Source organism: Alteriqipengyuania sp. (assembly GCF_964222115.1).
GTDB lineage: Bacteria > Pseudomonadota > Alphaproteobacteria > Sphingomonadales > Sphingomonadaceae > Alteriqipengyuania.
The window spans coordinates 1-26143 of sequence record NZ_CAXQBM010000049.1 but is presented as its reverse complement, the minus strand read 5'-3'; the positions used below and the strand labels follow the sequence as shown (position 1 = coordinate 26143).

At 64.3% G+C, this 26143-nt stretch carries 32 protein-coding genes and 1 tRNA gene; 28 read left to right on the top strand and 5 right to left on the bottom strand.

The window, feature by feature from the left end; translation table 11 throughout:
- Positions 1-128 precede the first annotated feature (128 nt).
- Positions 129-425 carry a hypothetical protein gene (locus ACEQXE_RS07730; protein ID WP_370178321.1) on the top strand — a complete coding sequence of 99 codons (297 nt, stop codon included), beginning with the start codon at positions 129-131 and terminating at the stop codon, positions 423-425.
- Between the two features lie 68 nt (positions 426-493).
- Here the strand turns inward: ACEQXE_RS07730 and ACEQXE_RS07725 are convergent, their stop codons facing one another.
- Positions 494-1195 carry a DNA helicase gene (locus tag ACEQXE_RS07725; RefSeq protein ID WP_370178320.1) on the bottom strand — a complete coding sequence of 234 codons (702 nt, stop codon included), beginning with the start codon at positions 1193-1195 and terminating at the stop codon, positions 494-496.
- Between the two features lie 283 nt (positions 1196-1478).
- On the opposite strand from ACEQXE_RS07725, the gene ACEQXE_RS07720 reads away from it, so the two are divergent.
- Positions 1479-1994 (top strand): hypothetical protein, encoded by a 516-nt coding sequence (locus ACEQXE_RS07720; protein WP_370178319.1) that lies wholly within the window; start codon positions 1479-1481, stop codon positions 1992-1994.
- Between the two features lie 24 nt (positions 1995-2018).
- Here the strand turns inward: ACEQXE_RS07720 and pyk are convergent, their stop codons facing one another.
- Positions 2019-3494 (bottom strand): pyruvate kinase, encoded by a 1476-nt coding sequence (pyk, locus tag ACEQXE_RS07715; protein ID WP_370178318.1) that lies wholly within the window; start codon positions 3492-3494, stop codon positions 2019-2021.
- 48 nt (positions 3495-3542) lie between these two features.
- Here pyk and ACEQXE_RS07710 point away from each other — a divergent pair, with 48 nt between their 5' ends.
- From ACEQXE_RS07710 to ACEQXE_RS07665, 10 genes are all read left to right on the top strand, one after another.
- A complete protein-coding gene (locus ACEQXE_RS07710) occupies positions 3543-3869 on the top strand; it encodes a DUF1244 domain-containing protein (RefSeq protein WP_370178331.1) in 327 nt (108 codons plus the stop codon).
- 78 nt (positions 3870-3947) lie between these two features.
- Positions 3948-4184, top strand: a complete 237-nt coding sequence (locus ACEQXE_RS07705; RefSeq protein ID WP_118055007.1) for a DUF2312 domain-containing protein — start codon at positions 3948-3950, stop codon at positions 4182-4184.
- 45 nt (positions 4185-4229) lie between these two features.
- On the top strand, positions 4230-4580 hold the full coding sequence (locus ACEQXE_RS07700; RefSeq protein WP_370178317.1) for a YbjQ family protein: 351 nt from the start codon (positions 4230-4232) through the stop codon (positions 4578-4580).
- A gap of 52 nt (positions 4581-4632) precedes the next feature.
- Complete coding sequence (locus ACEQXE_RS07695; protein ID WP_372524234.1) at positions 4633-5037, top strand: GNAT family N-acetyltransferase; 405 nt, start codon at positions 4633-4635, stop codon at positions 5035-5037.
- A gap of 104 nt (positions 5038-5141) precedes the next feature.
- Complete coding sequence (locus ACEQXE_RS07690) at positions 5142-5888, top strand: YebC/PmpR family DNA-binding transcriptional regulator (RefSeq protein ID WP_370178315.1); 747 nt, start codon at positions 5142-5144, stop codon at positions 5886-5888.
- Positions 5889-6005: 117 nt separating this feature from the next.
- On the top strand, positions 6006-6473 hold the full coding sequence (ruvC, locus tag ACEQXE_RS07685) for a crossover junction endodeoxyribonuclease RuvC (protein ID WP_370178314.1): 468 nt from the start codon (positions 6006-6008) through the stop codon (positions 6471-6473).
- 115 nt (positions 6474-6588) lie between these two features.
- Positions 6589-6930 carry a hypothetical protein gene (locus tag ACEQXE_RS07680; protein WP_370178313.1) on the top strand — a complete coding sequence of 114 codons (342 nt, stop codon included), beginning with the start codon at positions 6589-6591 and terminating at the stop codon, positions 6928-6930.
- A gap of 213 nt (positions 6931-7143) precedes the next feature.
- Positions 7144-7458, top strand: coding sequence for an antibiotic biosynthesis monooxygenase (locus tag ACEQXE_RS07675; protein WP_370178312.1), 315 nt, complete (start codon positions 7144-7146; stop codon positions 7456-7458).
- Complete coding sequence (locus tag ACEQXE_RS07670; RefSeq protein ID WP_370178311.1) at positions 7455-7817, top strand: arsenate reductase; 363 nt, start codon at positions 7455-7457, stop codon at positions 7815-7817. The genes ACEQXE_RS07675 and ACEQXE_RS07670 overlap by 4 nt, the downstream gene beginning before the upstream one ends.
- A gap of 17 nt (positions 7818-7834) precedes the next feature.
- Positions 7835-8845, top strand: coding sequence for a glycerophosphodiester phosphodiesterase family protein (locus tag ACEQXE_RS07665; RefSeq protein ID WP_370178330.1), 1011 nt, complete (start codon positions 7835-7837; stop codon positions 8843-8845).
- A 10-nt stretch (positions 8846-8855) separates the two neighbouring features.
- Here the strand turns inward: ACEQXE_RS07665 and ACEQXE_RS07660 are convergent, their stop codons facing one another.
- Both ACEQXE_RS07660 and ubiG read right to left on the bottom strand, forming a co-directional pair.
- The gene (locus tag ACEQXE_RS07660) at positions 8856-9512 is read right to left on the bottom strand and encodes a hypothetical protein (RefSeq protein ID WP_370178310.1); all 657 of its coding nucleotides are present in this window, start codon (positions 9510-9512) and stop codon (positions 8856-8858) included.
- Positions 9513-9580: 68 nt separating this feature from the next.
- Positions 9581-10309, bottom strand: a complete 729-nt coding sequence (gene ubiG, locus ACEQXE_RS07655; protein ID WP_370178309.1) for a bifunctional 2-polyprenyl-6-hydroxyphenol methylase/3-demethylubiquinol 3-O-methyltransferase UbiG — start codon at positions 10307-10309, stop codon at positions 9581-9583.
- A 53-nt stretch (positions 10310-10362) separates the two neighbouring features.
- On the opposite strand from ubiG, the gene ACEQXE_RS07650 reads away from it, so the two are divergent.
- The 10 genes from ACEQXE_RS07650 (at position 10363) to ACEQXE_RS07605 (ending at position 19363) form a co-directional block, all read left to right on the top strand.
- A complete protein-coding gene (locus ACEQXE_RS07650) occupies positions 10363-11667 on the top strand; it encodes an aspartate kinase (protein ID WP_370178308.1) in 1305 nt (434 codons plus the stop codon).
- The gene (locus ACEQXE_RS07645; protein ID WP_370178307.1) at positions 11664-12113 is read left to right on the top strand and encodes a VOC family protein; all 450 of its coding nucleotides are present in this window, start codon (positions 11664-11666) and stop codon (positions 12111-12113) included. The genes ACEQXE_RS07650 and ACEQXE_RS07645 overlap by 4 nt, the downstream gene beginning before the upstream one ends.
- On the top strand, positions 12110-13279 hold the full coding sequence (gene purT, locus ACEQXE_RS07640; RefSeq protein ID WP_370178306.1) for a formate-dependent phosphoribosylglycinamide formyltransferase: 1170 nt from the start codon (positions 12110-12112) through the stop codon (positions 13277-13279). The genes ACEQXE_RS07645 and purT overlap by 4 nt, the downstream gene beginning before the upstream one ends.
- A 10-nt stretch (positions 13280-13289) precedes the next feature.
- Positions 13290-14306, top strand: coding sequence for an NAD(P)H-dependent flavin oxidoreductase (locus ACEQXE_RS07635; RefSeq protein WP_370178305.1), 1017 nt, complete (start codon positions 13290-13292; stop codon positions 14304-14306).
- A gap of 59 nt (positions 14307-14365) precedes the next feature.
- Positions 14366-15640, top strand: coding sequence for a serine hydrolase domain-containing protein (locus ACEQXE_RS07630; protein WP_370178304.1), 1275 nt, complete (start codon positions 14366-14368; stop codon positions 15638-15640).
- A gap of 132 nt (positions 15641-15772) precedes the next feature.
- Entirely contained in the window at positions 15773-16420 is a 648-nt protein-coding gene (locus ACEQXE_RS07625) for a YceI family protein (RefSeq protein ID WP_370178303.1), read from the top strand.
- A 59-nt stretch (positions 16421-16479) separates the two neighbouring features.
- Complete coding sequence (locus ACEQXE_RS07620) at positions 16480-17358, top strand: dienelactone hydrolase family protein (RefSeq protein ID WP_370178302.1); 879 nt, start codon at positions 16480-16482, stop codon at positions 17356-17358.
- A 125-nt stretch (positions 17359-17483) separates the two neighbouring features.
- The gene (locus ACEQXE_RS07615; protein ID WP_370178301.1) at positions 17484-17690 is read left to right on the top strand and encodes a hypothetical protein; all 207 of its coding nucleotides are present in this window, start codon (positions 17484-17486) and stop codon (positions 17688-17690) included.
- A gap of 192 nt (positions 17691-17882) precedes the next feature.
- Positions 17883-18878, top strand: coding sequence for an SPFH domain-containing protein (locus tag ACEQXE_RS07610; protein ID WP_370178300.1), 996 nt, complete (start codon positions 17883-17885; stop codon positions 18876-18878).
- Entirely contained in the window at positions 18875-19363 is a 489-nt protein-coding gene (locus ACEQXE_RS07605; protein WP_370178299.1) for an NfeD family protein, read from the top strand. The genes ACEQXE_RS07610 and ACEQXE_RS07605 overlap by 4 nt, the downstream gene beginning before the upstream one ends.
- 13 nt (positions 19364-19376) lie before the next feature.
- On the opposite strand, the gene ACEQXE_RS07600 is transcribed toward ACEQXE_RS07605, so the two are convergent.
- On the bottom strand, positions 19377-20327 hold the full coding sequence (locus ACEQXE_RS07600; protein ID WP_370178298.1) for a complex I NDUFA9 subunit family protein: 951 nt from the start codon (positions 20325-20327) through the stop codon (positions 19377-19379).
- A gap of 193 nt (positions 20328-20520) precedes the next feature.
- On the opposite strand from ACEQXE_RS07600, the gene ACEQXE_RS07595 reads away from it, so the two are divergent.
- The 6 genes from ACEQXE_RS07595 to ACEQXE_RS07570 all read left to right on the top strand — a co-directional run.
- Positions 20521-20607 (top strand) — tRNA-Leu (locus tag ACEQXE_RS07595).
- Positions 20608-20701: 94 nt separating this feature from the next.
- Positions 20702-21463, top strand: a complete 762-nt coding sequence (locus ACEQXE_RS07590) for a crotonase/enoyl-CoA hydratase family protein (RefSeq protein ID WP_370178297.1) — start codon at positions 20702-20704, stop codon at positions 21461-21463.
- A complete protein-coding gene (locus ACEQXE_RS07585; RefSeq protein ID WP_370178296.1) occupies positions 21463-22617 on the top strand; it encodes a CaiB/BaiF CoA transferase family protein in 1155 nt (384 codons plus the stop codon). Before ACEQXE_RS07590 ends, ACEQXE_RS07585 begins: the two co-directional genes overlap by 1 nt.
- A gap of 76 nt (positions 22618-22693) precedes the next feature.
- Entirely contained in the window at positions 22694-23857 is a 1164-nt protein-coding gene (locus ACEQXE_RS07580; RefSeq protein ID WP_370178295.1) for an acyl-CoA dehydrogenase family protein, read from the top strand.
- Positions 23858-24097: 240 nt separating this feature from the next.
- Entirely contained in the window at positions 24098-25048 is a 951-nt protein-coding gene (locus tag ACEQXE_RS07575) for a ParA family protein (RefSeq protein ID WP_370178294.1), read from the top strand.
- 93 nt (positions 25049-25141) lie between these two features.
- On the top strand, positions 25142-26143 hold a 1002-nt coding region (locus ACEQXE_RS07570; protein WP_370178293.1), incomplete at its 3' end, for an ATP-dependent metallopeptidase FtsH/Yme1/Tma family protein.

Here is a 26143-nt window from a genome sequence, read left to right as displayed (position 1 = left end):
AGAAGGCACGAGGTCCCCCGAGCAGACCTCCGTTACGCTTATTCGCAGCCCCAAGGGCGCCCCCACACTTGTCCTGAATCCGTCGCCTCCATCAGGGGCGCAAATTCCGTTCGGACAGGACATAGATCATGAAATCTCACATAGACGGCGAGCCTGCCGTCATAGACCGCTTCGACCAGGTCGAAGCGATACTCTTTCGCTATCCCGATATCGATGAAGCGGAGCTCGCCGATCTAAAGCGCTGGTTCGGCCAAGAGGCGTCCGCCTTCGAGGTGGCTAGTCTTTCCTGCAAGGAACGCGTCGAGCGCCAGTATGCCGAATTTCGCGCGGCGCATATCGATCGGTTCAGCGCCACAGAACTTGTAGTGGGTGCGCTGGTGGTCGTCGTGCTGCTGGCAGGCATTGTCGCCATCGCATTGGCCTGAGAAGAGATGGCGGGTGGGTTGCAATAGCACCCGCCCGCCATCACGCGCCGGCAATCGTACCGTGTCGTCTAGCTGATCGCTTGGACCTGCATGTCGCCCGCGTGGGTGAAACACGCCTTGTCGAACAGCTCCAGCGGCACCGGGTTGGGCAGGCGCAGGTCCGCCAGCCCCGGCATGGGCGCGATGCCCGGATCGAAGGCGCGGTCCACTTGCGAAATGAACGCCAGCGTCGTGCCGGTCGCCTTCGCGAAATCCCGTAGCGAGGCCACCTGTTCTGCCAGAGGAGGTGTATCGCGGCGCTGGTCGAGCACTTGCAGGTAGTCGATCACCGCGGCCGTTCCCGCCGGGGCGTCGCCCAGATGCGCCATGATCGCAGATGCGTCGATCGCATCATCCGCGAGGATCTCGGGCACGTTGCCGCCCGCGCTAATCTGCGACAGCAGGTCCAGCGCCTGCGCTTCGGTAAATTCGAGCGTGAAGAACACGCCCCGGCGTCCGGCACGCACGGCATCGTCCAGCAATTGCAGCCCGATCCGCGTCTTGCCCTGCCGTGGACGCGCGGCGAGCAGCACCATCGAGCCCGGGGCGATTTCCTCGAGGATGGAGGCAGGGCGTGCTGCCGCGCCATGCTTTACGGAAAGCAGGCTCCAACTGGCAAAGCCTTCTTCGCGGGCAATCCGGTCTTGCGCTTCGTGAAGGGGTATCGCGGCCTCGCGGGCGAGCAGCTTCGCGCGGCGCTTCAACTGGTAGATCGGTCGGGAGAGTTGCATGTCGTGTCCTCCTGTCCGGGCGATGCGCGCAACCCCTCCTCATGCGTGTGCCCGAACCAAAAGGTTCGACAGATGAAAACGCCCTGCATGGAGAAACGCTGCCCCGTCGGGAGGGAGGAGGCGCGGGCCGCGCCTTCGAACAAATTAACCTCGGCGAACCGATCCGCGCAAGGCCCGGCCGATCCGCTATGCACCGCATTTCTGACCGATCCTGCCGCGCGTGAAATTGCTACCCCGCGCAAGATAAATCGCATATCCCATTCCTATAGGGAGGGCGTGTGTCATGACAATCGCACGTAAATTTCTTGTCACAATGTGCCTGGCAGGGGCGTTCGCACCCGTTTGTGCCCACGCAGCCGAGTGGTATGCCCAGCAAATCCGCGAGACAGGCTGCAGCATCTCGCACGCCTATATGGCGAACGATGGATCGCTCGGCAGCTTCACGCTCACTTACGACAAGGCGGGCTATCACGTGCTGCTTCAGAACACGCACTGGAAGAACGCGGCCAATGCCCGGCAGGTGCGCATCTGGTATGGCGGCATGACCGGGGATGGCGACCACTTGATCAATGCGCGTGGCGGGGTGGATACCATTCCCTATGTGAGGTTCGACCTGACGCCTTACGTCTACGCCAAGATGCGCGTTCGTTCCCGATCGATGATGCAGATCGAGGGCGCACAGGTTGCGACCGGAATGGCGCTGCCGTCGGGCCCGATGCTGGCCAAGTTCGAGGAGTGCCGCGACCAGCTCGACGCGGGCACGCTCAAAGACCCCAACATCTATATCGACCTGCCGTAAGGCTCGGGCGGACTGAGCGCGTTTCTAACGCCCCTTCAGCTCGTCGCCGCTGAGCGAGACGACGTGCAGCAGGTTGGTGCTGCCCGGTGTGCCGAAGGGTACGCCCGCGAGCACGATCAGCTTGCTGCCTGCCTGGCCGAAGCCGTGGCGCAGCGCCATCCGCTTGCCTTTGCCGATCATCTCTTCGAACGTCTTGATGTCGCGCGTTACTACGGCATGCGCACCCCACAGCAGCGCCACGCGCCGTGCGACGCGGCGCTGCGGGGTCAGCACCAGCATCGGCACCGAAGGGCGTTCTCGTGCCACGCGCCGCGCGGTCGAGCCGCTGAAGGTAAACACGGCAATCGCGCCGACGCTGACGGTTTCCGAAATGGTCGAACACGCGTGGCCCAGCGCGTCCGCGGTCGTCGGGTCGGCCTTGGTCTCCAGCGTCTTCATCCGCTTGGCGTAACTCTCGTCGCTTTCGACCTTGGCCACGATCCGGTCCATGATGGTGACCGTCTCTTCGGGCCATTCGCCCGCCGCGGTCTCTGCGCTCAGCATCACCGCGTCGGCGCCATCGTAAACCGCATTGGCCACGTCGGAGACCTCGGCGCGCGTCGGCGCCGGGCTCTCGATCATCGATTCCAGCATCTGCGTGGCGACGATCACCGGCTTGCCCGCTTGCCGGGTCAGGTCGACGATCCGCTTTTGCAGGGGAGGCACGTCTTCGGGATCGAGCTCCACGCCCAGGTCTCCGCGCGCGACCATGATCCCGTCCGACAGTTCGACGATTTCGTCCAGGCGGCGCACCGCGCTGGGCTTTTCGATCTTGGCGCATAGCGCGGGTACGATCCCGTCGGTCGCGGTCATCAGCTTGCGCGCCTCGGCCACGTCTTCGGGCCGCTGCACGAAGGACAGCGCGATCCAGTCCGCCCCCTGCTCGCAAGCGAAGGCCAGGTCCTTGCGATCCTTGTCGGTCAGCGCGGGGATCGGCACTTCGGCATCGGGCACGTTCACGCCCTTCCGATCCGAGATGACCCCGCCGACCTCGGCCGAGCACAGGATCTTGTCCTTTTCCGCCTTGATGACCTTCAGCCGGATCTTGCCGTCGTTGATCAGTAACCGCTGGCCCTTTTCCATCAGCCCGAACAGTTCGGGATGGGGCAGGTGCACGCGGCTTTCGTCGCCCGGCTCAGGGTTCGTATCGAGCGTGAAGTGCCCCGAATGGCGGATCACCGCGCGGCCATCCTTGAACGTGCCCACGCGCAATTTGGGCCCCTGCAGGTCGGCTAGGATCGCGATCGGGTGATCGAATTCCTTCTCCAGCTCGCGGATCGCGGCAATCGTCTTGGCGTGGGTCGCCTGGTCGCCGTGGCTCATGTTGACGCGAAAGGCATCGACCCCGGCCTTGAAAAGGCGGCGGAGCATTTCAGGCTCGCGGCTGGCGGGGCCGATGGTGGCAAGGATCTTGACCTTGCGTCCCCTTGGTCTGTGTCTGCGCGGATCGAGCTTGGGCATGAGGCAGCGCTATGGCACGGTTGCGTGGCAACTCAAGGAATGATCGCGATGGATACGAATGCGCCTGACACTGCTGGCGACCCGCTCGACGAACTGGACGATGCCGTAGCGGCGGTGGCCTTCCGGCGGCTGGTCCGCCACCTGCGCCATCGCCACGATGCGCAGAATATCGAGCTGATGGGGCTCGCGGGCTTCTGCCGCAACTGCCTGGCGGACTGGATTCGCGATGCGGGCTATGCCGGCGACAAGGCGCAGGCGCGTGAGCTGATCCACGGGATGCCGCAGGAGGAATGGAAGGCGACCCGCCAGCAACCGGTGACCGACGCGCAGATCGCGGCGATGGAAGAGAGCCTGAAGAAGAATCGCGTGGATTAGGATCGCGACGGGTTCACCCGGCGGGCCTTGCTGGCTACCCAGCCGCCAACCGATTCTATTCAATTACCGGAGCACCCCATGGCCGAAGCCACCGACGACCGCCTGCGCCTGCTGATCGAGCGTATCGAACGCCTCGAGGAAGAAAAGAAGGGCATCGCCGACGATATCCGCGACGTCTATGCCGAGGCCAAGGCGGTCGGTTACGATCCCAAGATCATGCGCCAGGTCGTGCGCCTGCGGAAGATGAAGCCGGACGACCGTAACGAGATGGAAATGGTGCTCGATACCTACAAGGCGGCGCTGGGGCTGGGCTGACGGCCGGGCTAGCCTCGCACGGACCACCCTTTAGGAGTAACCGTCATGCCCAGCCCATGGAACAGCGATAACACCGGCATCATCGTCACCACCACGCACGCGGTGGAGGGGCGCCCGGCGCAGGAATATCTCGGCATCGTCACCGGCGAGGCGATCATCGGGGCGAACATGTTCCGCGATATCTTTGCCGGGATTCGCGACATCGTGGGCGGACGTGCAGGCTCCTATGAAAAGGTGCTCAAGCAGGCGCGGCACGATGCGATTACCGAAATGCAGGAGGAGGCGCAGAAGCTTGGCGCCAATGCAGTGATTGGCGTGGACCTCGATTACGAGGTGATCGGCGATACCGGCTCCATGCTGATGGTCTCGGCAAGCGGCACGGCGGTGCGCCTGTAATATGGTAGCCGTCCGGCGACTGGGCCCGGATGAACTCACGGCGTTTCGTGGGATGAATGCGTTGTTCGGCGAGGTGTTCGGCGAGCCGGAAACCTATTGCGATGTGCCGCCAAGCCATGCCTATGCCCGTGAATTGCTTAGCGATCCGCACATGGTCCTGATTGTCGCGCAGGACAGGGAGCGTATCGTGGGTGCCATCGGCGGCTACATCCTGCGAAAGTTCGAGCAAGAGCGGAGCGAGCTGTATATTCACGATCTGGCCGTGGCCGAAGACTGTCGCAGGCAGGGCATCGCCACGAGGATGATCGAGGAGGCCCGCCGGATCGCGCGCGAGACCGGCGCGTGGACCGTGTTCGTGCAGGCGGATGTTATCCCGGAGGATGAACCCGCACGTGCGCTTTATCGCAAGCTCGCGCACGAAGAGATCACTGCGCTGCATTTCGATATCGCGCCGTAAGCGCAAGTAGCAGCGTTGTCGCGCGCGCTTTGCTCCGCTAGTGCGGTCGATCTGACGGAGCACCAACCCCGGGGCTCATAAAAGTACATCTTTTTGGGGCAAAAATGGCAGGCCATTCCAAATTCAAGAACATCATGCACCGCAAGGGTGCGCAGGACAAAAAGCGGTCCAACCTGTTTTCCAAGCTCAGCCGCGAAATCACTGTGGCAGCGAAGATGGGCATGCCCGATCCGGACATGAACCCGCGCCTGCGGCTGGCGGTCAACGCCGCCAAGGCGCAGTCCATGCCCAAGGACAATATCCAGCGCGCGATCGACAAGGCGTCGGGCGGCGATGACGAGAATTACGAGGAAGTACGCTACGAAGGCTACGGCCCGGGCGGCAGCGCGATCATCGTCGAAGCGCTGACCGACAACCGCAACCGCACCGCCACCTCCATCCGCACCGCGTTTAGCAAAAACGGCGGCAACCTGGGCACCGAAGGATCGGTCGCGCACGGGTTCGAACGGCTCGGCTATATCGAATACGGCCCCGAAGCGGGCGACGAGGAAAAGGTCCTCGAAGCCGCGCTGGAAGCGGGTGCGGAGGATATTTCCTCGTCCGAGGATGGCCACGAGATCTGGACTGCCGCCGAAGACCTGCACGAAGTTTCCTCCGCGCTCGAAAAGGCGCTGGGCGAGGCCAAGGAAGTCAAACTGGCGTGGAAGCCCAACCTGACCGTCGAGATGGACGAGAAGAACGCGGGCACTCTGCTCAAGCTGATCGACGCGCTCGACGACGATGACGACGTGCAGACCGTCTGGGGCAATTACGACATTTCCGACGAGGTCATGGAGCGACTGGAGAACTGATCTCCATGCTCCGCTCGTCCTGAGCTTGTCGAAGGGCGGGCGGCGGTCCATTCGCACTTCGGATTCGCAGAAGGCGCAAGGCGCCACTGGCTCAGTACGAACGGACCTCTGCAGCGCGTGACCATCATCCTCGGCCTCGATCCCTCGCTTTCATGCACCGGCTGGGGGGTGATCCGTGCCGAGGGTTCGCGCCTGTCGCATATCGCCAATGGCCAGATCGCCACGCAAGCGAAGGCGCCCATCGCGGAGCGGCTGGCGCAATTGCAGCGCGAGCTGGCAGCGGTGATCGCGCAGCACAGGCCCGATCGCGCGGCGTGCGAGGAGGTCTTCGTCAACAAGAACCCGCAATCGACGTTGAAGCTGGCGCAGGCGCGCGGCGCGGTGCTCGCCGCGTGCGGCGCGGCGGGGCTTGATGTGCGCGAACATTCCGCGCGTAGCGTCAAGAAGGCGGTCGTCGGCACGGGCGCCGCCGAGAAAACCCAGGTGCAGGCCATGCTCAAGGTGCTGCTGCCCGGGGCGCAGATAGCGGGTGCCGATGCGGCGGATGCGCTCGCGGTCGCCATCGCCGAAGCTCACGCTCGCTGACGGGCGCGCACTCCATGGCGGGAACGCGCCATATCTCCGACCGTAGAGTCTCCATCAACCGGCGAGACTGGTGGCCTCGCGTCAGAACCGGAGATATTCGATGCGCAAACTTTCCATGTCCGCTCTTTTCGCAGGTGCCATCATGGTGGGCGGCTGCGCCTATGGTTATGGCGATGGCTACGGCTACAATGATGGCTATGGTGGCGGTTACGGTGAAAGCTATGGCGGCAGCTACGGTTATTCCTATCGCAATAACAATGATTTCGAGCGCGCGGCGGTCAATGCTTGCGGACAGGAGGCCAGCCGTTACGGCCGCATCCGGATCACCTATGCCGAGGAGCGCGAGCGCGGGATCTACACGGTGCAGGGCGAAATCGACAATCGCGATCCACGCCGCGACCAGTTCACTTGCGAATTCTCAAGTTCGGGCCGGGTCGTCGACTTCCGGCTTGGTTGATCCACGGCCGCCTTATCGAGGGATACAGGTGCGGCCGATGCTGTCCTACAGGGGCCATGTGCGTTAGGACGGGGGCATGCCAAGCTGCCGCCTGCCTTCCCTGCTGCACACATTTTCCAGCAGGCACGCCCGGACGAACTTTTTGGCCTTTGAACACTGTGTCAGGTGTGTCAGACTTTGCCGCCTAGCCGAAATATCGCGGGTGGATTGCTGATGTATCTCGTCGTCTTCCGCAGCCGCAAATCGCCCGATCACGACGCGGCGGCCTATGCCCGCGATGCGCAACGGATGGTCGAACTGGCGAAGGCCCAGGCGGGCTTTCTCGCCGTGAAAACCTATACTGCAGAGGATGGCGAGACGGTCACTATCTCCGAATGGGAGAGCAAGGCCGCAGCCAAGGCCTGGCGCGCACATGGCGAGCACGCACCCGTTCAGGGCAAGGGCAGGCAAAGCTACTACGAGAGCTACACGATGTTCACCTGCGCCGATCCCGACATTGCGCGGTTCGAGACCAACGAGGACTCATGACGATCACGATCAACGGCATTCCCAATTGCGACACGGTGAAAAAGGCGCGCAAGTGGCTGGAGGCGCAGGGCCTCGATCATACCTTCCGTGACTTCAAGAAGGACGCGCCGAGTGCGAGCGAGGTTGGCGCGTGGGCCGACGCAGCCGGTTGGGAAGTGCTGCTCAACAAGCGCGGGACCACGTTTCGCAAGCTCGACGATGCCGACAAGGCCGATCTGACGCGCGACAAGGCTGTTGCCTTGATGGTGCAACATCCAAGCCTGATCAAACGGCCGGTGCTGGAATATGCCAATGCTGAAACAGGGCGCGGCCTGCTGGTCGGCTTCAAGGAAGCGGAATGGAAGGATGAATTGTGCTGAGATGGCCAATCGTGAAGATGGCGGGCGCACTGGCCCTGATCGCGACGGTGGCTCCCGCCATGGCGGCTGACGACATGCTGGTGATCGCGCATCGCGGAGCTTCGGGCGAGCGGCCCGAGCATACGCTGGCATCCTACGAACGCGCGATCGACCAAGGCGCGGACTATATCGAGCCCGATCTGGTGGTGACCAAGGACATGGTGCTGGTCGCCCGGCACGAAAACGAGATCGGCGAGACGACCGATGTCGGTGACCGCCCGGAATTTGCCGACCGGCGCAAGACCAAGGATATCGAGGGCCAGCTGATCAATGGCTGGTTCGCGGAGGACTTCACGCTTGCCGAATTGCGCACCTTGCGCGCGAAGGAGCGGATGCCCGCGCTGCGCCCCGCGAATGCGATCTTCGACGGGCTGTATCAGGTCCCGACCTTTGCCGAGATCATCGCGCTCAAGCGTGCGAAGGAGGAAGAAACCGGGCGCAAGATCGGGCTTTACCCCGAACTCAAGCATCCCACCTGGCTGTTGCAGGAAGCGGGCATCGATACGGTCGACCTGCTGGTGCGCCAGCTACGCAAGGAAGGGCTCGCTGGCGCGGACGCGATGGTGTTCGTACAGGTGTTCGAGGTCGGCCCGCTCCAGCGGCTCGACAAGATGATCGACACGCCGCTGATCCTGCTGATCCGGCCCGAGGGTGGCCCGTTCGACGAACCGGGCATGAGCTGGGCGGGGATCATGTCGCCCACGGGGCTAGCCGAGGTCGCGACCTATGCCGACGGTATCGGGCCGTTCATGGGCCATGTGCTGAACGACGACGGGACGCCGACCGATCTGGTGAAGAACGCCCAGGCTGCGGGGTTGAAGGTCCACCCGTGGACCGTGCGCAAGGAGAACGTGTTCCTGCCGCCGTCGCTGCGATCGGACGCGAGCGAGAACGGTGTGGGCGACATGCTTGGCCTGGTGAAGCTGCTGGAGGCCGCCGGGGTCGACGGTTATTTCACCGACGATCCGGGGCTGGTGCAGGGGCGCTGACCGACCAGCGCTACATGTACCTCCACGCGTTCGGGTCGTCGAACACGAAGTTGCAGGCGAACAGGGTCTCGTCGCCCTCGCGTTTCATGTCGGTGACGATCCGCGCGGCGAAGCCCTTTTCGGACTCGGTCGCGCGTACCGTGCCCTGGCCATCGGCACCGATCGGGAAGCCGAGGTCGGCCAGCTTCGGGGCCACGACCGCAATCGGCTCGGCGAAGCGGATCGACATGATCGAACCGGCAAGTTCGCTGTCATCGGGGTAGTAGTCGGTCCGGATACCGACGACCTGAAGGCCGTTCCAGACGCCTTCGAAATCGACGTCGGCACGCCAGACATCGGGCTGGTCGGGGAACGGCTCGTAATCGAGCCGGGCAGAGACTTCGCCACCCTCGGCTTCCTCCATCGGGTGGGTGGACGGCACGTTCTCGTCGCCTTCGCCCCATTCCCACGATCCGCGCGCAGTCTCGAGCGCGCGAATGCTCCAGTTGCAGTCGCCCGGGTCGTTGAAGTCGAGGAAGTCAGAAAGGTCGGGACCGCGCAACGGCGTGGTGGCGGGCCCGGCCTGCGTTGCGGCAGCCACCTCGCTTTCGCCTGCCTCTGCCGTTGCGTCGCCACAGGCAATAACGAGTGGAAGGAATGCCAGAATTGCAAAGGTGCCCGTTTTCAACTCGTCCCCCTCTAAACGATGGTCACGAGCGTAGCGCGCGGATGAGGGCAGCGCAAATCCGTGTGCGGTCAGGCGCGCCGCGCGGCGAGGATGTAGTTGAGGCTCATATCCTCCAACAGGTGCAGGCCCTTGCCTGGGCGCCAGGCGATGCCCTGCGTCTGCGTAACCGCAAGGCCCGCCGCGCCGAGCAGGTCGGTCAGCTCTTCGGGTGTGACGAAGTCGTCCCAATGGTGGGTGCCCCTGGGTACAGCGCCCACCGCCTCCGCCGCGCCGACCAGCAGCACTCGGCTGGCAGCTGTGCGGTTGGGGGTGGAGAGGATCAGGAGCCCGTCATCGGCTAGCTTGCTTGCCAGCGCGGCGATGAAGGCAGGCTTGTCCGCGACATGCTCGATCACCTCCATGCAAGTGACGAGATCGAACGTGCCGAGGTCGAGCGCGCCGATCTCACCAGCCATGTAGCGGATGTCGAGCCCGGCAGCCTCGGCATGGGCCGCCGCTGCTGCCGCATTCTCGGGCGCGGCGTCGACACCTGTGACGTCGGCACCAAGGCGCGACAAGGGCTCGCACAGCAGGCCAGCGCCGCATCCGACATCCACCGCAGACTTGCCCGCCAGCGGGCTCACGCTCTCGATATCGCCGCCCCAGTGCCGGTCGATCGCCTCCCGAATGAAGCCCAGCCGCACCGGGTTCAGCCGGTGGAGCATGGCGGATGAACCCTTCGGGTCCCACCAATCCGCCGCCAGCGCGCCGAAGTGTGCGGCCTCGTCCGGGCGGATAGTCTCTGTTGCATCGCTCATGCGCGCTCCCTAACACCGCGCCCGGAGTCGCACCAGCAAGGAGAGCCCACGCCTTGGCGCGGATCGTGATGAAATTCGGCGGCACGTCGATGGCGGGGACCGAGCGTATTCGCCGGGTCGCGCAGATCGTGCGCAAGCAGGCGGCGGGCCGTGAGGGCACGCCCAACGAGGTCGCGGTGGTCGTCTCCGCGATGGCGGGCGAGACGGACCGGCTGGTCAACTTCGCACGCGAAGCCCACGCGCTTTATGACCCAGCCGAATACGATGTGGTCGTTGCCAGCGGGGAGCAGGTCACCTCTGGCCTGCTGGCACTCACTCTCCAATCGCTGGGGCAGAAGGCGCGCAGCTGGCTCGGCTGGCAGCTTCCCGTGCGGACCATCGAAGCCCATGCCAAGGCGCGCGTCGATGCGATCGACAGCGATGCGCTGCTCGCCAGCATGGGTGAGGGTACGATCGCAGTGATCCCCGGGTTCCAGGGCATGAGCGCGGAAGGCCGCGTCACCACTATGGGGCGCGGCGGATCGGATACCAGCGCAGTCGCCGTGGCGGCGGCGGTGAAGGCCGACCGCTGCGATATCTACACCGATGTGGATGGGGTCTACACCACCGATCCGCGTATCGTCGCCAAGGCGCGCAAGCTGACCGCAGTGACCTACGAAGAAATGCTCGAACTCGCTTCTGTCGGCGCGAAGGTGCTGCAGACCCGGTCTGTCAGCCTCGCGATGAAGGAAGGCGTCAGGATACAGGTACTCTCCAGCTTTGTGGACGACAACGCGACCCCGGCAGACGACCTGCCGGGCACGCTGATCGTCTCCGAAGACGAAATGGAGCGGATGGTCGAAGAGGGAAAAATGGAACGCAAGCTCGTCACCGGCATCGCGCACGACAAGAACGAAGCCAAGATCATCCTGACCCGCGTGCCGGACAAGCCGGGCGCGGTGGCGGAGATCTTCGGCCCGCTGGCGGAAGCCAGCATCAATGTCGACATGATCATCCAGAACGTGGGCCGCGACAAGGGCGAGACCGACGTGACCTTCACGATCCCCCAGGCGGATCTCGCACGCGCGCAGGCCCTGCTCGAGGACAAGCGCGAGGCGATCGGCTACAACCGGATCATCACCGACAGCCACATCGCCAAGATCAGCGTCGTCGGCGTGGGGATGAAGAGCCACGCGGGCGTGGCGAGCGACATGTTCCGCGCACTGGCCGAACGCGGCATCAACATCCAAGCGATCACGACGTCCGAGATCAAGGTCTCGGTGATGATCGACGAGGACGAGACCGAGCTGGCCGTGCGCGTGCTGCACACTGCCTACGGGCTGGATGCGCCCGATGACCTTGGGGACGCGACGGCTTGAGCAGCGAGGCTCTCCTGCGGTCGATTGCAGTCGTCACCTTGGGCAGTGACGATATTGCGAGGTCGGTCGCCTTCTATAGCGATGGCTTCGGCTGGGAACCCGAATTCCGCAACGAGAGTGTCGCGTTCTACCAGATGAACGGGTTCGTCTTCGGCGTGTTCGCCAGCGACGAGTTCGAAGACGATATGGCACGGAAGCGCGGCGGCTCCTCGCTCTTTGCGCTGGCGCATAATGTGGCGAACAAAGCTGAAGTCGATGCCGTGATGGCGCGGTTGATTGCATCCGGCGCGTCTCCGCTTCGCGAGGCGGACGAACCGCCCCACGGCGGCTACCGGGGTTATGTTGCCGACCCGGACGGGCACGCGTGGGAAATCGCCTGGAACCCTTTCTGGCCGATCGATGCGGATGGCCACGTCGAACTCAAGGTGCCGGGAGACAGCGCTTGAGCCACACTGCGACAATCCTGCTGCTCGGCTCGGGCGAGCTGGGGCGCGAGTTCGTGATCTCGGCCAAGCGGCTGGGCGCATACGTGATCGCCTGCGACAGCTACGACAATGCGCCCGCTATGCAGCTGGCTGATGCGCGCGAAGTGTTCTCGATGCTCGATGGCGAGGCGCTGCGTGCCGTGATCGAGAAGCACCGGCCCGACCATGTCGTGCCCGAGATCGAGGCGATCCGCACCGAGGTTCTGGCCGAGGTGGAGGCGGCGGGCGTGCATGTGGTGCCGACCGCGCGCGCGGCGCAGCTGACTATGAACCGCGACGCCATTCGCGATCTGGCGGCGCAGGAGCTTGGCGTACGTACCTCGCTCTACGGCTACGCGACCAGCCTCGACGAGGTGCGCGCGGCGGCGAGCGACACGGGCTTTCCCTGCGTCATCAAGCCGGTCATGTCGTCCTCCGGCAAGGGCCAGAGTACGGTTCACGACGCCGAAGGGCTGGAGGCCGCGTGGGACTATGCGGTCGCCAATATGCGGGGCGACCGGGCGCGGGTGATCGTCGAGCAGTTCATCGACTTCGACTACGAGATCACCTTGCTGACCGTTCGCCATAAGAACGGCGTCACCTTCTGCCCTCCCATCGGCCACCGGCAGGAACGCGGCGACTATCAGGAAAGCTGGCAGCCAATGGCTATGAGCGAGGCTGCGCTGGCCGATGCGCAGGATATGGCGCGCAGAGTGGTCGACAACTTGGGCGGATACGGCCTCTTCGGGGTCGAGTTCTTTGTCCGCGGTGATGAAGTCATCTTCTCCGAGCTGTCGCCCCGCCCGCACGATACCGGGATGGTCACGCTGGTGAGCCAGAACCTGACCGAGTTCGATCTGCACGCCCGCGCGGTGATGGGGCTGCCGGTGCCGGAGACGATCCGCGCGCGCCCTGCCGCCAGCGCGGTGATCCTCGCGGATCGCGAGAGCGAGGCCGTCAGCTATCATGGCCTCGCCGAGGCGATGGCCGACGGAGCGGACATCCGCATCTTCGCCAAGCCTGTAACGCGGCCCTACCGCCGTATGGGCGTCGCACTGGCCACGGGTGGCACTACCGACAATGCCCGTCGCATGGCTTCACAAGCCGCGGGCCGCCTGCGGATTGAATATGGCGGGGCCGAGGCCTAAGCGCCGCTCCATGAGCAATACTCCCAAGACCGATGCGCTGATGCGGCGCGGCACCGAATTCCTTGGCAGCGAGCACGCCATCCTGTGCGGCGCGATGAGCTGGGTGAGCGAGCGCAACCTCGTTTCCGCCATCTCCAACGCGGGTGGCTTCGGCGTGATCGCCTGCGGCGCCATGACGCCGGAATTGCTCGATGCAGAGATCGCCGCGACGAAGGCGATGACCGACAAGCCCTTCGGCGTGAACCTCATCACGATGCATCCTCAACTGTTCGACCTGATTGCCGTGTGCGAGAAACACGCGGTCACCCATGTGGTGCTGGCGGGCGGCATCCCCCCCAAGGGCAGCGTCGAGGCGATCAAGGGCGGCAAGAACCCGGCCAAGGTCATCGTTTTCGCACCCACCCTGGCGCTGGCGAAGAAGCTGCTGCGCTCTGGCGGCGATGCGCTGGTGATCGAAGGGATGGAGGCGGGCGGCCATATCGGCCCGGTTTCCACCAGCGTGCTGGCGCAGGAATTCCTGCCAGAACTTTCGCAAGACCACCTCGTCTTCGTTGCGGGCGGCATCGGGCGCGGGCAGGCGATCGCGGGATACCTGGAGATGGGCGCGGTCGGCGTGCAGCTCGGCACGCGCTTCGCCTGTGCGACGGAAAGTATCGCGCACGAGAAGTTCAAACAGGCCTTCTTCCGCGCCAATGCGCGCGATGCGGTGACCTCGGTGCAGGTCGATCCGCGCCTCCCGGTGATCCCCGTTCGCGCGCTGAAGAACAAGGGGACGGAAGCGTTCACCGCCAAGCAGCGCGAGGTTGCCGCGATGCTCGATGCGGGCGAGGTGGGGATGGCCGAAGCCCAGCTCCAGATCGAGCATTACTGGGCCGGTGCTCTGCGCAAGGCAGTGATCGATGGCGACGTGGAGAACGGCAGCCTGATGGCGGGGCAGAGCGTCGGAATGCTCAAGGCCGAAGAGCCGGTGGCGGTGATTATGGAGCGGCTGATGGCTCAAAGCGAAGAAGCGCTGACGCGGCGCTGACGCGCCTTGCTCCTTTCCGGGTGAGCGCTACCATGGCGCAAAAAGCCGGGGAGGTTTCCATGAGAGTTTTCGTATCGCGCATTCTGGCGCTGGCTGCTGTCGGGCTGATGACGGCTCCCGCTGCAGCGCAGGACGCGCAAGCATTCGAACCCGATTGTACCCGGATCGCGGCATTTCTGGACACTGCGGTGGCGCAGGGGCGCACGGTGGGGGCTTCCACGCTCGTGTGGAAGGACGGAGTGGAGCGCTGCTTCGAGGCAGCTGGCGAAGCCTCGCGCGAAGAGGGCAGGGCGTTTGCGCGCGATACGCTGGTGCAGATATTCTCGATGACCAAGCCGGTCACCGGCGTCGCGCTGATGCAATTGTGGGAACAGGGCAAGTTCGGGCTCGACGATCCGCTGGCTTGGCACCTGCCGCAATTTGCAGATGTGAACGTGCTCGCGGGCGAGGATGCCGACGGCACCCCGATCCTGCGCGATCCGGCGCGCCCGATCACAATTCGCGATGTCCTGCGCCATACGGCGGGTTTCACTTATGGCGCGGGCGGCAATCCGCAAAACGCCGCCGACCGGCTATGGGAAGAGCTGCAACCGCTCAGCGGGGACAAGACACTCGCCGAATTCGCCGATGCGATGGCGAAGGTACCGCTGCTCCACGATCCGGGCACGCACTGGCATTACAGCGCCGGGGTCGACGTGCAGGCGCGGCTGGTCGAGGTGCTCTCCGGGCAGGACTTTGCCGATTACGTGCAGGATCGCATCTTCGTGCCGCTGAAGATGGCAGACAGCGGATGGCGACGCGACGAGGCCGATGTGCCACGCCTCGCTCGCATTTATCTCGCCGACGAAGCAGGCGCGCTGCAGCCCATGCCCCGCGACGTGTGGCTCGAAGCGAACTTCATGGGCAAGCCGATGACGATGGGCGGATCGGGCATCGTGACTACGGTTGATGACTACATGCGGTTCGCCCGGATGTTGCTGAACGAAGGCGAGCTGGACGGCGCACGAATTCTCCAGCCGGGGACGATCCGCGTGATGTCGACGGACATGCTCGATCCCCGGATTGCCCTGGAGGATCGCGCGTGGCTGCCGGGCAAGGGCAGCGGCGGGTTCGGCGTCGATTTCTTCGTCCGTACCGCTCCACCGCAGACGCCGGAAGAAAATCGCGGCAGCGTGGGAGAATTCTTCTGGGACGGGTATCCTTCCATGCTGTTCTGGGTCGATCCGCAGCAGGATATGGCGGTCGTCTTTGCGACGCAGAAGGTGCCGTTCGACGGAACGCTGCACCACGATATCCGCGATGCGGTGTACGGGGCGGACTATACCGGCGAGTGAGAGCGCTGACGTGGTGCTGAAACCGGTTTCGGTGCGGAACCCGATGGGTTGTCGGGGCTTTGATCGGATGAACCTGCGTGCACGGGCATGTCCGCCCGCGCGAGCAAATACCTGACCACGGAGCCTCATCCCATGCGTATAGCCCAGTCCTTCGCCGTGTTCGCCCTCATCGGTGCCGCCACCGTTCCCGCTCTCGCGCTGCAGGAAGCGCCCGAATTGCCCGGCACCATGGACACTAGCCGCGTCAGCGGTGGAACCTATGTGACAGATCCATCGCACACGCTGGTCGCGTGGACAGTAAACCATTTTGGCTTCAACGATTATTTCGGCGCATTCGGCGATGTTGAAGGCACCTTGGAGCTCGACCCCGAAGCTCCCGAAAACGCCAAGCTGGATGTGACGATCCCGATCGCCAGCGTGGCGGTGGTCAGCTCCGGCCTGCGCGATCACCTGCTGCGCCCGGGCAAGGATGGTGGCGATCCCGATTTCTTCGGTGCCGAGCCCGAGGCTGCGCGTTTCGTGTCGACCAGTGTCAATCTCGGGGCGGGCGAAACGTCGGCTGAAATCACCGGGAATTTGACCCTAAATGGTGTTACCCGGCCGGTTACGATCGATGCGCGGTTCACCGGCGCTGGCGCCCATCCGCGCAGCCAGGTCGAAACGGTCGGATTCGAGGCTAGCGGCACCATCCTTCGCTCCGAATTTGGGATCGATTATGCCATCCCCATGGTCAGCGACGAGGTGGAACTTAAGATCAGCGCCGCATTCGAGAAGCAGTAAGCGAACCCTTGGCAGGTCGCGATTGCCCAATCGCAGGATGAAACAGGGGAGAGACCGGTATGTGTGATGAGAAGCAGCTGGCCCGCTGGGCACGCGAAGGGCTCAACCGGCGGCAGTTCGGCATGCTCTCGGGTGCTGCCGCAGTCGGCGCCTGCGCTCCGATGGCGAGCGGTGGCGATAGCGACGTTACGCTGCCCGCGATGAGCGAGCGACAGGTCAGCTTCGCGACGGAGGCGGGCACGATGGACGGCTTTTTCGTGGCGCCGGTAGGCGGCCCGTGGCCAGCTGTGCTGTTCTGGCCGGATATTGCGGGCCTGCGCGAGGCAAAGCGCAACATGGCGCGGCGGCTGGCGGGCCGAGGCTACGCCGTGCTAGTGGTCAACCCGTATTACCGGGACGTGACGGGCCAGCAATTCCAGGATTTTGCCGACTTTGCCGGCAATGGCGGTTTCGGCAAGGTCACCCCCTGGCGCGAGAAGCTGACCGCTCAAGCCATCATGGCCGACGCCAGGGCGGCGGTCGGCTGGCTCGATTCGCAGGACGAGGTGGACACTTCACGCGGGATCGGCACGCAAGGTTACTGTATGGGCGGGCCCTTCACCTTCTGGTCTGCTGCCGCAGTTCCCGATAGGATCAAGGGCGTCGCCAGCTTCCATGGCGGCGGGCTGGTACGCGAAGGCGACCCCATGAGCCCACACCGCACGTTCGACGATACGCAGGCGCGCTATCTTGTTGCTATCGCGGCGGATGACGATGCCAAGTCACCGGATTCCAGGGGTATTTTGCGTGATGCTGCGGCGAAGGCCGGTCGTCCCGCAGTGATCGAGGTCTATGCCGGGAACCACGGCTGGACGGTGCCTGACAGCCCGGCATACAACCAGGACGCAGCCGAACAGGCTTACGGGGAACTTCTGCGGCTTTACAACGCTGTACTGTGACATTTCGGGCTGTGGCCAAAATGCGACATTGATCCACGCGCTCCGGTGAAACGGAAGAGAGGGTTGCGTTCTTCGGCCATGGAAGGCATTAGGCAAACAAATCTGATCCTAAAGGGGAATACACGATGCGCTTTGGTAAGACTCTCGCCGCCGCTGCGGCACTCACGCTCGCTGGCGGCACGATTGCCCAGGCTGAAACCGTTCGCGGTACCGCTCCGGTTTCGGAAGAATCGGAACTCAGCCCCGGCATGAGCCAGCTGCTGATCATCGCGATCGTCGCGGGTGCCATCGTTGCGGGTACTGAACTGATCGACGACTCGGTCAGCTCGTAAGAGCTTCGACAGCTTCAAATTCCCGAAAAGGGCCGTCTCTTGCGAGGCGGCCCTTTTTCTATGCCCGGTTCGCATCCCGCCTGCGACGGTGCGGCGACGCAAACCAAGTCCAATCGGGTCATCGGCAACCGGTTTTCCTTGGCCCCCGTGTGCCTCCCGGCTAGACTTGCGCCCTGAATAAGGAGAAGTCGCATGGGTTGGGTTGTCCTCGGGCTGCTGGTTTTTGTTCTGCTGGTCTTCTTGATGACCGCGATCACCATGGTGAAGCAGGGCTATGTCTACACGATCGAACGCTTTGGGAAGTTCACGAAGGCTGCCGATCCCGGCCTGACCATCATTTTCCCGCTGATCGACCGCGTGGGCCATCGCATCAACATGATGGAGCAAGTGCTCGATATCCCGGGGCAGGAAATCATCACCAAGGACAACGCGATGGTCGGGGTCGATGCGGTGGTGTTCTTCCAGGTGCTCGATGCGCCCAAGGCGGCTTACGAGGTCTCCGGCCTCAACCCCGCGATCATGGCGCTCACCACCACCAATTTGCGCACGGTGATGGGCAGCATGGACCTGGACGAGACGCTTTCCAAACGCGACGAGATCAATGCCCGCCTGCTGAGCGTGGTCGATCACGCGACCTCACCGTGGGGAGTCAAGATCACCCGCGTCGAGATCAAGGATATCCGCCCGCCGCGCGACATTTCCGAAGCGATGGCGCGGCAGATGAAGGCAGAGCGCCTGAAGCGCGCCGAGATCCTCGAGGCGGAGGGCGACAAGACCAGCGCCATCCTGCGCTCCGAAGGCTCCAAGCAATCGGCTATCCTCGAAGCGGAGGGCAAGCGCGAGGCAGCTTTCCGCGATGCCGAGGCCCGCGAACGTGCGGCCGAGGCCGAAGCCAAGGCGACGCAGATGGTGTCCGACGCGATTGCGTCTTCGGGCAATCAGGCGATCAATTACTTCGTCGCGCAGGAATATACCAAGGCCGTCGGCAAGTTTGCCGACAGCCCCAATGCCAAGACGATCCTGTTCCCGGTCGAGGCAACGCAGCTGATCGGTTCTCTCGGTGGTATCGGGGAGCTGGTGCGCGGTGTCGTCCAGCCCGAAGAAAACGCGCCCGACAGCGGCGTGCCGATCCCGCAGGAGCGCAAGCGTGCATCGGTCCCGCGCACTGGGCGGGGTAATTCCCAGTGATCGACGGGGTCGACAACTACTGGCTGTGGCTTGCCGTCGGGCTCGCGCTCGCCGCGCTCGAACTGCTGGCCCCGGGCGTCTACCTGATCTGGCTGGCAGCGGCGGCGCTCGCGACCGGCGCGCTCAGCTTCCTGTTCGGGTTCGGCTGGCCGCTGGAAATCGTCAGCTTCGTCAGCATTGCCTTGATCGCGGTCTACAGCGCACGCCGTTACCTGCGCGAATCGCCCATTGTCAGCAGCGATCCGCTGCTGAACCAGCGCGGTGGCCGCATGGTGGGCGATACCGCGCTGGTGGTCCAGCCGATCGAAAGCGGCAGCGGGCGGGTGAAGGTCGGCGATAGCGAATGGATCGCACGCGGGCCCGATACGGCGGCGGGCGAGCGGGTGCGCATCAGCGGCAATGACGGCGCGATCTTGCTGGTCGAGCCGATCGCCCTGATCGCGGACAAGGGCGATACTGCCGAGGGCGCCTCGGCAGAAACCTGATCCAGCCCGGCGATCAGCCCAGGCTGTCGATCTTCTCCGCAAAGCGTCCGTGCTTGCGGTGATGCACCATGTACCTGTCGATCACGAGCTCGAGCGGGCGCGGCTGAATGCCGAGGGCCGCAAAGCCCGGATGGTCGGCACTCGCAACGCTGCCCGCCTTGAGCATGCGCCACTGGTCCATTCCCATAGGAGTGCCGGGGAAGGCGGCAAAGGCTGCGCTGGCAGCATCGGGCATGGGCACGAACGCGCGCTTGCGGCGCTGCGCCTTCGCGATTCGCTTGTTCAGTTCCATCATGGTCCAGCGGTCGGGGCCGGCGAGCTCGTAGGTCTTGCCGGCGTGCTGGCCCGGCTCGCGCAGCGCCTTGGCAATGGCCGCCGCGACATCGTCGACATGCACCATCTGGAGCGGCGCATCGGGAGCGAACACCGGAAGAACGGGCAGTGATGCGATCAGCGGCGCAAACATCTGCAGGATGCCGCCATCGGGCCCGAACAGGATCGAGGGGCGCAGGATGGTGGCGTCGGGAAACGCCTCTCGCACCAGTTGCTCGCCCAGCGCCTTGGCCTGCGCATATTCGGATGGGCCAACGGGATCGGCACCGATCGCGCTGACCTGGACGAAGCTTTGCGCGCCGGTTTCCCGGGCTGCGCGTGCCAGAGTGCCCGCCGCCTCGCCCATCAGTTTCATCAGGTTGCCATCGAAGCTGCCGACGAGGTTCACCACGGCATGGCTGCCATCCACGCACGCACGCACGCTTGCCTCGTCCAGCAGGTTGCAGCGCGCGAATTGCAGCTGGCCCAGTTTGGCGAGTGGCTTGAGAGAGAACGCATCTTCCGGCGTGCGGCTGGCGATCCGCACGCGTGCACCCAGCTGCAGCAGGTCTTCGGCCACGTGCCGCCCGATAAAACCGCTGCCGCCGAAGATGGTCACCAGCTTGTCGGTCAGCGGGTTGGTTCTGGACATTGTTCAGGCCTTTCGTGGCGGCAGGTTGGCGCGTCTTTTCTGCGGTTCGCTTTGCCGGATGGCACGGGTTGCTGCAAGTGCGTGCACCCAGGTTCGCATAGCGTCGCAATTGCGTTGACAGGCAGGGCCAAGCTCCGCTAGTGGCCCGCGCCTACCTTCGGCCCCGGACGACGATGACCGGGATGCCGCGTGTGCCCAGATGGCGGAATTGGTAGACGCACCGTCTTCAGGTGGCGGCGATCGCAAGGTCGTGGAGGTTCGAGTCCTCTTCTGGGCACCACTTTCCTGATAATCGCTCATTTTGATGGCCGCTTGACCGTGGCTGCTCGCTTCTGCACTTCGGTTGCAAACCGATACGCATGGGAGAGCGACATATGAGCGACGATATTCTGACCGAAGTGAAGGATGGCGTCATCGTCATCACCATCAACCGGCCCGACGCCAAGAACGCGATGAACAAGGCCGCAGCAGAAGGCATTGCCCCGGCGCTCGACCGGCTGGATGCCGAGGACGACCTGCGCGTCGCGATCCTGACCGGCGCGGGCGGCACCTTCTGTTCGGGCATGGACCTGAAAGGCTTCCTGCGCGGTGAAAGCCCCGTGGTCGAAGGGCGCGGCTTTGGCGGCCTGACACAGAAATCGCCGGAAAAGCCTGTCATCGCGGCGGTGGAAGGCTACGCGCTGGCCGGTGGCCTCGAACTGATGATCGCGTGCGACCTGGTGGTCGCGAACAGCGGTGCGAAGTTCGGCATCCCCGAGGCGAAGCGCGGGCTGGTCGCGGCAGGCGGCGGGCTGCTGAAGCTGCCCGAACAGATTCCGCACAAGGTTGCGATGGAGTTGGCGCTGACCGGCGATTTCATCGATGCTGCGCGCGCTTACGATCTGGGGCTTATCAACCGCGTGACCGATGGCAGCGCAATGGACGGCGCGCTGGAACTGGCACAATCGATTGCCGCCAACGGGCCGCTGGCGGTCAAGGTTTCCAAGCAGGTGATCGAAGAATCGCGCGGGTGGAGCCTCGAATCGCGCTGGGACGAGCAGGCCAAGCTGTTGCCGCAGATCTTTATGAGCGAGGATGCGCGCGAAGGCGCGGCTGCTTTCGCCGAGAAGCGCAAGCCGAACTGGAAGGGCAAGTAGTGGCCGGGGCCGGGCCCCTCGCGGGGCTGCGCATCGTCGAGTTTGCAGGGATCGGACCCGGCCCGTTCTGCGGCATGATGCTGGCGGATCACGGCGCCGAGGTGATCCGGGTGGACCGGGCGAGTGGTGGGCGCGGCGGCTCGCAGCCGATCTCCAGTAAGGACGTGCTGGCGCGCGGGCGCAAGTCCATCGCGCTCAACCTGAAGAGCGAAGAGGGCCTCGCGCTCGCCCGCAAGCTGTGCGCTAGTGCGGACGGGTTGATCGAGGGCTTTCGCCCGGGTGTGATGGAGCGGCTGGGGCTGGGGCCGGACGTGCTGCTCGCCGACAATCCCAAGCTCGTCTACGGGCGGATGACCGGCTGGGGCCAGACCGGGCCCTACGCGCCCTACGCGGGACACGACATCAATTACATCGCGCTGGCAGGCGCGCTCGCCCATTTCGGGCGCAGCGGAGAGAAGCCGACCCCGCCGATCAACATGGTCGGCGATTTCGGCGGCGGTGGCATGATGCTCGCCTTCGGAATGGTCTCGGCGCTGCTGAACGTGGCGCGCGGAGGGGAAGGCCAGGTGGTCGATGCCGCGATGACCGACGGCACGGCGGTGCTGATGGCGATGATCCACGGCATGGCCAACCAGGGCATCTGGCGTGAGGAACTGGGCGCAAACCTGCTCGATACCGGGGCACATTTCTACGACACGTACGAGACTGCCGACGGCAAGTTCGTGAGTATCGGCAGCATCGAGCCGCAGTTCTATGCCGAGCTGCGCGCGCGGCTGGGGCTTGCGGAGGACGCGGAGTTCGATGCTCAGATGAACCCGGCAGGCTGGCCCGCTCTCAAGGAAAAGCTGGCGGCGATCTTCAGGTCGAAGACCCGCGACGAGTGGGACGCGCTGCTCGAACATTCGGACGTGTGCTACGCCCCCGTGCTGACCATGAGCGAGGCGCGCGAGCATCCGCATAACGTTGCGCGCGCGGCCTTTGTCGAGGTGGACGGCGATCCGCAACCGGCGCCCGCACCACGCTATTCCGGGACGCAAACGGCGCAGCCTGCCGCAGCCCCGATGCCAGGTGACGACAGCGATTCCGTGCTGGCCGATCTGGGGCTGTCGGCGGAGGAAATCGCAAGTTTGCGGGGGGCCGGCGCGATTTCCTGATGGTGCGCCAGACCGATTGCAGTTTGCAACCGGTTTGCTAGGCTCGCATGCAAAACAGCATTCGAGAGGAACTGCCATGCCCGCAATCGACGTAGCGCAACCCGCCTTCATGGACGACGAAGAGATCGCGATCTTCGCGGACGCGGTCGGCAAGTTCTACGAGAAACACGCGCCCGAAAAGCGTGTGCTCAAGTGGCGCGAAGACGGGCAGGTGGAACGCGAGTTCTGGAACGAGGCGGGCGCGGCGGGCCTGCTCGGCGCGTCGGTGCCCGAGGAATATGGCGGCCACGGCGGCGATTTCCGGCACGAGATGGTCGTGATCGACCAGCAGGGGGAACACGGGGTGGAAGGCTTCGCGGCCAGCCTGCACAATACGATCATCCTCCCCTACCTCGTGCGCCACGGCACCGAGGAGCAGAAGAAGAAATACCTGCCCAAGCTGGTGAGCGGCGAACTGGTGAGTGCGATCGCGATGACCGAGCCGGGCGTGGGCAGCGACCTCCAGGGCATCACCACCACCGCGCTGAAAGACGGCAACGGATACCGGATCAACGGCGCCAAGACCTATATCTCCAACGGCCAGATCGCCGATTTCGTGATCGTGGTCGCCAAGACCGACCCGAACGAGCGCGCCAAGGGCATCTCGCTGATGCTGCTGGAGACCGAAGGCGCCGAAGGCTTCCAGCGCGGCAAGAAGCTCGACAAGATCGGGCTCGATGCTCAGGACACCTCGGAGCTGTTCTTCGACGATGTGTTCGTGCCTGCCGAGAACGTGCTGGGCGGGGTCGAGGGGCAGGGCTTCTACCAGCTGATGGGCGAATTGCCGCAGGAACGCCTCATCATCGCGATGGGCGCGATGACCACGATCGAGCGGGCGCTGGAAGAAACCATCGCTTTCACGAAAGAGCGCAAGGCGTTCGGCAAGACGATCTGGGATTTCCAGAACACGCAGTTCGTGCTCGCGGACCTGAAGGCACGCGGAACCGCGGCCAAGGTGTTCGTCAATGATTGCATCGCCAAGCACCTCGAAGGCAAGCTCGACGTGCCGACCGCGTGCATGGCGAAATACTGGCTGACCGAGTTGCAGGGCGAAGTGGTCGACAAGTGCCTGCAGCTCCACGGCGGCAGCGGCTATATCAACGACTACCCGATTGCGCGCATGTATCGCGACAGCCGGGTGACCCGGATTTTCGGAGGATCGAACGAGATCATGAAGATGGTGATCGCGCGGAGCATGTAATGTGTTTCGGCACCAGCCCGCACCCCCTCCCGGCCAACCCAACAGGATAATCCCAATGGGTTGGCCGGGAGGGGGTGCGGGCTGGCGCCGCAAACCGAAAAATCCCCTGCCGTTAACTTGTTGCGGTGGCCGTGTCCCAGGATTGGGACGGAGCCTCCGGCGTGCTTGCCGGGGGCTCTTTTTTTGCCATCCATGCAGGCCGGGTCGCACCGAATTGAACCGAGCAGGGAGCGCAAGCACATGGCCGTCATCGCCGTCTACAGCATGAAGGGTGGGGTCGGGAAAACAACCATGGCGGTCGATCTGGCCTGGCGCTTCTCGCAGACCGGCGGCCACGAGACCCTGCTGTTCGATCTCGACCCGCAGGGCGGGGCGGGCTTCCTGCTGGGCCACGAAGAGCGCAAAGTGCAGCGCGCGATCTCCGCCTTCCATCACAACCGCGCGCCGCGCGACCTGATCGAGCCGACGCGGTTCGACGGCCTCTCGCTGATCGGCGCCGACCAGAGCCTGCGCGATCTCCCCGTGCAGCTGGCCCGCATCGGCACGAAGAAACGCCTCGCGCAGATGCTCAACTTCATGAAGGGCGAATATCCACGCATCGTGCTCGACTGCCCGCCGATGATCAACGAGGTCAGCGAGCAGATCATGGAAGCGGCGGACCTGATCGTGGTGCCGCTGCCCGCTTCGCCGCTGGCTGCGCGCGCTTTCGGCTTTATCCGCAAGGAACTGGCCAAGCATTCCGGCCACCCGCCGGTGCTGCCGGTGCTTTCGATGTACGACAAGCGGCGCAAGCTGCACCGCTGGGTGCGCGAAAACGCGGCAGCGAACTGGCCGGTCATCCCGCAAAGCTCCTATATCGAGCAGGTCGCCGTCCGGCGGGAGCCGATCGCGAGCTTTGCCAATTGGTCGCCCGCCTCCAAGGGGTTCGAGCAGTTGCATACCGCGCTCGAAATCAAGCTCGCGCAGATGGGCCTTGGCGGGACTCCGCCCGAAGGTGGACCGCGCGCGCTGCCGCAGCCTGAGCGTGATGCGTCTCCCGCGCCAGCCCCGGCCCCGGCCAGCGAGCAGGAAAGTGCCCGCGTGGTGCCGATCCGCGATGCGACCTCCGCACGCCGGTTTGACAGGCCGGATGCGATGCAGGTGCCTCCGCCTGCGAACGAAGGCTTCGGCCGCCGCGCCTTCAGCTTCTGATTGCGGCGTGGGCGAAGGAGCCCGCCACACGCGAAGGCAACTTGTCATTCATCCCCTCGCGCCTACATTCGTTCGGGAAAGGACGATTTTCCGATGAGTGATCAGAATACGCCCGACGGGCAGGGGTCTGGCGGCGGCTCGGGTGGGCCGAACCCGTGGATCCGCAGCCTGATGATCTGGGGCGGCATTTTCCTGGCCCTGCTGCTGGCCGTGTCGATGTTCGGCGGTGGCACGCAAAGCGAGGACAAGACGCTCAGCTATTCGGAATTTCGCCAGCAGGTGGCGAGCGGCACCGTGGAAGAAGTGCAGATCGCCGACGATCGCATTACCGGCAAGCTCAAGAACGACGAGACGTTTGCAACCGTCCCGGTGCGCAACGATACCGGGCTGACCAAGCTGCTCGACGATAATGGCGTCACCTATTCGGGTACGGCAACGGAAGAGCCGAACCTGTTCCTCATCATCCTTTTCCAGTCGCTGCCTTTCCTGCTGATTCTGGGCATTGCGTTCTTCGCGCTGCGCCAGGTGCAGAAGAACGGCGGCGCGGGCGGCGCTATGGGCTTCGGCAAGTCCAAGGCCAAGATGCTGACCGAAAAGCAGGGTCGGGTGACCTTTGCCGATGTCGCCGGGATCGACGAAGCGCGCGAGGAACTGGAAGAAATCGTCGAGTTCCTGAAAGACCCGCAACGCTTCTCCAAGCTGGGCGGCACGATCCCCAAGGGTGCGCTGCTGGTCGGTTCGCCCGGCACGGGTAAGACCCTGCTGGCCCGCGCGATCGCGGGCGAGGCGGGCGTGCCCTTCTTCACCATCTCGGGTTCCGACTTCGTCGAAATGTTCGTCGGTGTCGGCGCATCCCGTGTGCGCGACATGTTCGAACAGGCGAAGAAGAACGCGCCGTGCATCCTGTTCATCGACGAAATCGACGCTGTCGGCCGTAGCCGTGGCCATGGCCTCGGCAATTCGAACGACGAGCGCGAGCAGACGCTGAACCAGCTTCTCGTCGAGATGGACGGGTTCGAGGCGAACGAGGGCATTATCATCATCGCGGCGACGAACCGCCCCGACGTGCTCGACCCCGCGCTGCTGCGTCCGGGC

What these genes read in the sequence shown, in the direction of transcription:
- ACEQXE_RS07730 (WP_370178321.1), top strand. Translation starts at nt 129, where the DNA reads ATGAAATCTCACATAGACGGCGAGCCTGCCGTCATAGACCGCTTCGAC.
- ACEQXE_RS07725 (WP_370178320.1), bottom strand. Translation starts at nt 1,195, where the DNA reads ATGCAACTCTCCCGACCGATCTACCAGTTGAAGCGCCGCGCGAAGCTG.
- ACEQXE_RS07720 (WP_370178319.1), top strand. Translation starts at nt 1,479, where the DNA reads ATGACAATCGCACGTAAATTTCTTGTCACAATGTGCCTGGCAGGGGCG.
- pyk (WP_370178318.1), bottom strand. Translation starts at nt 3,494, where the DNA reads ATGCCCAAGCTCGATCCGCGCAGACACAGACCAAGGGGACGCAAGGTC.
- ACEQXE_RS07710 (WP_370178331.1), top strand. Translation starts at nt 3,543, where the DNA reads ATGGATACGAATGCGCCTGACACTGCTGGCGACCCGCTCGACGAACTG.
- ACEQXE_RS07705 (WP_118055007.1), top strand. Translation starts at nt 3,948, where the DNA reads ATGGCCGAAGCCACCGACGACCGCCTGCGCCTGCTGATCGAGCGTATC.
- ACEQXE_RS07700 (WP_370178317.1), top strand. Translation starts at nt 4,230, where the DNA reads ATGCCCAGCCCATGGAACAGCGATAACACCGGCATCATCGTCACCACC.
- ACEQXE_RS07695 (WP_372524234.1), top strand. Translation starts at nt 4,633, where the DNA reads ATGAATGCGTTGTTCGGCGAGGTGTTCGGCGAGCCGGAAACCTATTGC.
- ACEQXE_RS07690 (WP_370178315.1), top strand. Translation starts at nt 5,142, where the DNA reads ATGGCAGGCCATTCCAAATTCAAGAACATCATGCACCGCAAGGGTGCG.
- ACEQXE_RS07680 (WP_370178313.1), top strand. Translation starts at nt 6,589, where the DNA reads ATGTCCGCTCTTTTCGCAGGTGCCATCATGGTGGGCGGCTGCGCCTAT.
- ACEQXE_RS07675 (WP_370178312.1), top strand. Translation starts at nt 7,144, where the DNA reads ATGTATCTCGTCGTCTTCCGCAGCCGCAAATCGCCCGATCACGACGCG.
- ACEQXE_RS07670 (WP_370178311.1), top strand. Translation starts at nt 7,455, where the DNA reads ATGACGATCACGATCAACGGCATTCCCAATTGCGACACGGTGAAAAAG.
- ACEQXE_RS07665 (WP_370178330.1), top strand. Translation starts at nt 7,835, where the DNA reads ATGGCGGGCGCACTGGCCCTGATCGCGACGGTGGCTCCCGCCATGGCG.
- ubiG (WP_370178309.1), bottom strand. Translation starts at nt 10,309, where the DNA reads ATGAGCGATGCAACAGAGACTATCCGCCCGGACGAGGCCGCACACTTC.
- ACEQXE_RS07635 (WP_370178305.1), top strand. Translation starts at nt 13,290, where the DNA reads ATGAGCAATACTCCCAAGACCGATGCGCTGATGCGGCGCGGCACCGAA.
- ACEQXE_RS07630 (WP_370178304.1), top strand. Translation starts at nt 14,366, where the DNA reads ATGAGAGTTTTCGTATCGCGCATTCTGGCGCTGGCTGCTGTCGGGCTG.
- ACEQXE_RS07625 (WP_370178303.1), top strand. Translation starts at nt 15,773, where the DNA reads ATGCGTATAGCCCAGTCCTTCGCCGTGTTCGCCCTCATCGGTGCCGCC.
- ACEQXE_RS07620 (WP_370178302.1), top strand. Translation starts at nt 16,480, where the DNA reads ATGTGTGATGAGAAGCAGCTGGCCCGCTGGGCACGCGAAGGGCTCAAC.
- ACEQXE_RS07615 (WP_370178301.1), top strand. Translation starts at nt 17,484, where the DNA reads ATGCGCTTTGGTAAGACTCTCGCCGCCGCTGCGGCACTCACGCTCGCT.
- ACEQXE_RS07610 (WP_370178300.1), top strand. Translation starts at nt 17,883, where the DNA reads ATGGGTTGGGTTGTCCTCGGGCTGCTGGTTTTTGTTCTGCTGGTCTTC.
- ACEQXE_RS07600 (WP_370178298.1), bottom strand. Translation starts at nt 20,327, where the DNA reads ATGTCCAGAACCAACCCGCTGACCGACAAGCTGGTGACCATCTTCGGC.
- ACEQXE_RS07590 (WP_370178297.1), top strand. Translation starts at nt 20,702, where the DNA reads ATGAGCGACGATATTCTGACCGAAGTGAAGGATGGCGTCATCGTCATC.
- ACEQXE_RS07580 (WP_370178295.1), top strand. Translation starts at nt 22,694, where the DNA reads ATGCCCGCAATCGACGTAGCGCAACCCGCCTTCATGGACGACGAAGAG.
- ACEQXE_RS07575 (WP_370178294.1), top strand. Translation starts at nt 24,098, where the DNA reads ATGGCCGTCATCGCCGTCTACAGCATGAAGGGTGGGGTCGGGAAAACA.